This window comes from Rhodoplanes roseus (assembly GCF_003258865.1).
GTDB lineage: Bacteria > Pseudomonadota > Alphaproteobacteria > Rhizobiales > Xanthobacteraceae > Rhodoplanes > Rhodoplanes roseus.
In genome coordinates, this window is record NZ_NPEX01000089.1 from 1 (window position 1) to 3,362 (window position 3,362).

The following is a 3,362-nucleotide window of genomic DNA, read 5'->3' on the forward strand; positions in this document are numbered from 1 at the left end:
TCCGAGCTCTACACCGACATTCTGCGCTGATCGCAGCGCGCCAGCGGACAACGAGGGTCGAACCCCCATGCCAACCCAGGTCCTGATGCCGGCTCTCTCGCCCACCATGGAGAAGGGCAACCTCTCCAAATGGGTCAAGCAGGAGGGCGAGAAGGTGAAGGCCGGCGACGTCATCGCCGAGATCGAGACCGACAAGGCGACGATGGAAGTCGAGGCCGTCGACGAGGGCACGCTCGGCAAGATCCTGGTGCCGGCCGGAACGGCCGACGTCGCCGTCAACACCCCGATCGCCGTGATCGTCGCGGACGGCGAGGACGCCTCCGCGGCCGCCACCCCGGCCCAGCAGAACAAGGCCGCCCAGTCGGCGCCCCCCGCCGCCGCGCCCGAGAGGGCCGAGACCCCGACCGCGGCCCCGTCGGCGGTCGCCAATCCCCCGCAGCCCGCGGCCCAACCGGTGCCGGAGCTCGCCGAAGAGACCCACGCGGACGCCGAGCTCGTCACCATGACGGTCCGCGAGGCGTTGCGCGACGCCATGGCGGAGGAAATGCGGCGCGACCCGGACATCTTCGTCATGGGCGAGGAGGTCGCGGAGTACCAAGGCGCCTACAAGGTGACCCAGGGCCTGCTGCAGGAGTTCGGCGCCCCACGCGTCGTCGACACGCCGATCACCGAGCACGGCTTCGCCGGTCTCGGCGTCGGCGCGGCGCTCTCCGGCCTGAAGCCGATCGTCGAGTTCATGACCTTCAACTTCGCCATGCAGGCGATCGACCAGATCATCAATTCCGCTGCCAAGACCCTCTACATGTCGGGCGGTCAGATGGGATGCCAGATCGTGTTCCGCGGGCCGAACGGTCCGGCCGCGCGCGTCGGCGCCCAGCACAGCCAGGACTACTCGGCCTGGTACTCCCACATTCCGGGCCTCACCGTGGTCGCGCCCTATACGGCGGCCGACGCCAAGGGGCTGCTGAAGTCGGCGATCCGCAACCCGAATCCGGTGGTCTTCCTGGAAAACGAGATCCTCTACGGCCAGTCGTTCCAGGTGCCGAAGGTCGACGACTATCTGGTGCCGATCGGCAAGGCCCGCATCGCCCGTCCCGGCAAGGATGTGACGCTCGTCGCCTGGTCGATGGGCATGACCTACGCCCTCAAGGCGGCCGAGCAGCTCGCGGAGCAGGGGATCGAGGCCGAGGTGATCGACCTGCGGACGCTGCGCCCGATGGACACCGAGACGATCGTGGCGTCGGTGAAGAAGACGGGTCGCTGCGTCGTGGTCGAGGAGTGCTGGCCCCAGTCCGGCATCGGCTCGGAGATCGCGGCCCGGATCATGGAGAACGCCTTCGACTGGCTCGATGCGCCGGTGGCCCGGGTATCCGGCAAGGACGTTCCGATGCCCTACGCCGCCAATCTCGAGAAGCTCGCGCTGCCGTCGGTCGACGAGGTGGTCGCGGCGGCCCGCGCCGTCGCCTATCGGTGACGCCATGGCTCGCGCACCCGACGACTCCATCTATCACGCGCTCCCGATCATGGACGAGGCGCTCGCCAATGGCGGGCTGGAGATCCTGCGCGCCGGCCTGATCGACGACGAGCTGTTCGTCACGGCGCGGCACGCCTTCAAGGATCCGGCACCGTGGGGCCAGGTGCTGGCCGACATCACGCGGCGTCTCGCGCAGATCTACTCGCTGGAGACCGACTTCACCGAGGCCGAGGCGCTGGCCGAGATCGAGGAGGCCTATGCGGCCGACCTCGGAGCCAAGCCGGTGCGGAAAAAGCCCGCGCGTGCCGGAAAGGCGGCGCCGCGCAAGGCGGGCGCGCCCGGCAAGACGCCGGCGGTGAAATCCAAGGCTGCCAAGGCCGGCAAGCCGAAGGCCGCGGCGGACATGCGGGCCAAGCGAGCCGTCGCGGGCAGCCGCGCCGCGGCGCCGCGCAAGCCCGCGCCGAAAGCCCGCGGCAAGCGGTAGCGGCGACACGAGATCCGCCGGCCGGCGCTCCCGGCCGCGTCCGCATCAAAAAGCGACTGCGTGCGACGACGCCGACCGCTGCGCCCAACTGGAAGACCTCCGATGCCCATCAACATCCTCATGCCCGCGCTCTCGCCCACGATGGAGAAGGGCAACCTCGCCAAGTGGCTCAAGAAGGAGGGCGACAAGGTGAGGTCCGGTGACATCATCGCCGAGATCGAGACCGACAAGGCGACGATGGAGTACGAGGCGGTCGACGAGGGTACGATCGCCAAGATCCTGGTGCCGGCCGGCACGGCCGATGTTGCGGTGAACTCCCCGATCGCCGTGCTGGCCGTCGAGGGCGAGGTCACGACGGCGGTCGCCGCCTCGGCGAAGGCCGGCGCTCCCGCGCCGAAAGCGGCTCCGAAGCCGGCCGAGACGAGTACCGCCGGGCAGGGGGCTCCGGCTCCGTCGCCTGCCCCGGATGCGGCCCCGAAGCCGCAACCCGCTGCCGCTCCGGCCGAGAAGGCGCCGCACCGCAACGGCGCCGGCGAACGTCAGTTCGCCTCGCCGCTGGCGCGCCGGCTCGCCAAGGACGCCGGCATCGACATCGGCCGCATCGAAGGCTCGGGCCCGCACGGCCGCGTCGTCGCTCGCGACGTCGAGGCAGCCCAGCAGGGCAAGGGCCTGCGCCCAGCCGCAGCCGGCGCTGCCGCGGCGTCGAGCGCCCCGGCGCCGGCTCTGGCGCCGTCCGACGAGGCCATCAAGGCGCTCTATCCCGAGGGCTCCTACGAGTTCGTCCCGCACGACCAGATGCGCCGCATCATCGCGCAACGCCTCGTGGTCGCAAAGCAGACGATCCCGCATTTCTACCTGACCGTGACCTGCACGATCGACGGGCTCCTGGCGGCGCGCGAGGCCGTCAACGCGTCCGCTCCGAAGGACAAGGACGGCAAGCCGGCCTGGAAGATCTCGGTCAACGACTTCGTCATCAAGGCGCTGGCGATGGGCCTCAAGACGATTCCGGACGCCAACGTCACCTGGACCGAGGCCGGGCTGCTCAAGCACAAGTCGTCCGACGTGGCCGTCGCCGTGGCGATCCCGGGCGGACTGATCACGCCGGTGGTGCGCAACGCCGACGCGAAATCGCTGTCGGCGATCTCGGCCGAGATGAAGGATTTCGCCACCCGGGCCCGCGCCCGCCGGCTGAAGCCGGAGGAGTATCAGGGCGGCGCCACCGCCGTATCGAACCTCGGCATGTACGGGATCGACGAGTTCGCGGCCGTGATCAATCCGCCGCACGCGACCATCCTGGCGGTCGGCGCCGGCACGCAGGTGCCGGTGGTGACCAACGGCAAGATCGAGATCGCCACCCAGATGAAGCTCACGCTTTCCACCGACCACCGCGCCGTCGACGGCGCG

At 70.1% G+C, this 3,362-nt stretch carries 3 protein-coding genes; all 3 read left to right on the plus strand.

Going from position 1 to position 3,362, the window contains the following annotated elements:
• Window positions 1-67: 67 nt before the first annotated feature.
• Window positions 68-1,474, plus strand: coding sequence for a pyruvate dehydrogenase complex E1 component subunit beta (locus CH341_RS14405; protein ID WP_111419709.1), 1,407 nt, complete (start codon window positions 68-70; stop codon window positions 1,472-1,474).
• A gap of 4 nt (window positions 1,475-1,478) precedes the next feature.
• Window positions 1,479-1,958: a DUF5076 domain-containing protein gene (locus CH341_RS14410; protein WP_111419710.1), complete on the plus strand. Its 480-nt coding sequence runs from the start codon at window positions 1,479-1,481 to the stop codon at window positions 1,956-1,958.
• A 102-nt stretch (window positions 1,959-2,060) separates the two neighbouring features.
• Window positions 2,061-3,362 (plus strand): pyruvate dehydrogenase complex dihydrolipoamide acetyltransferase (locus tag CH341_RS14415; protein ID WP_245431056.1); only part of this gene is annotated, 1,302 nt, incomplete at its 3' end.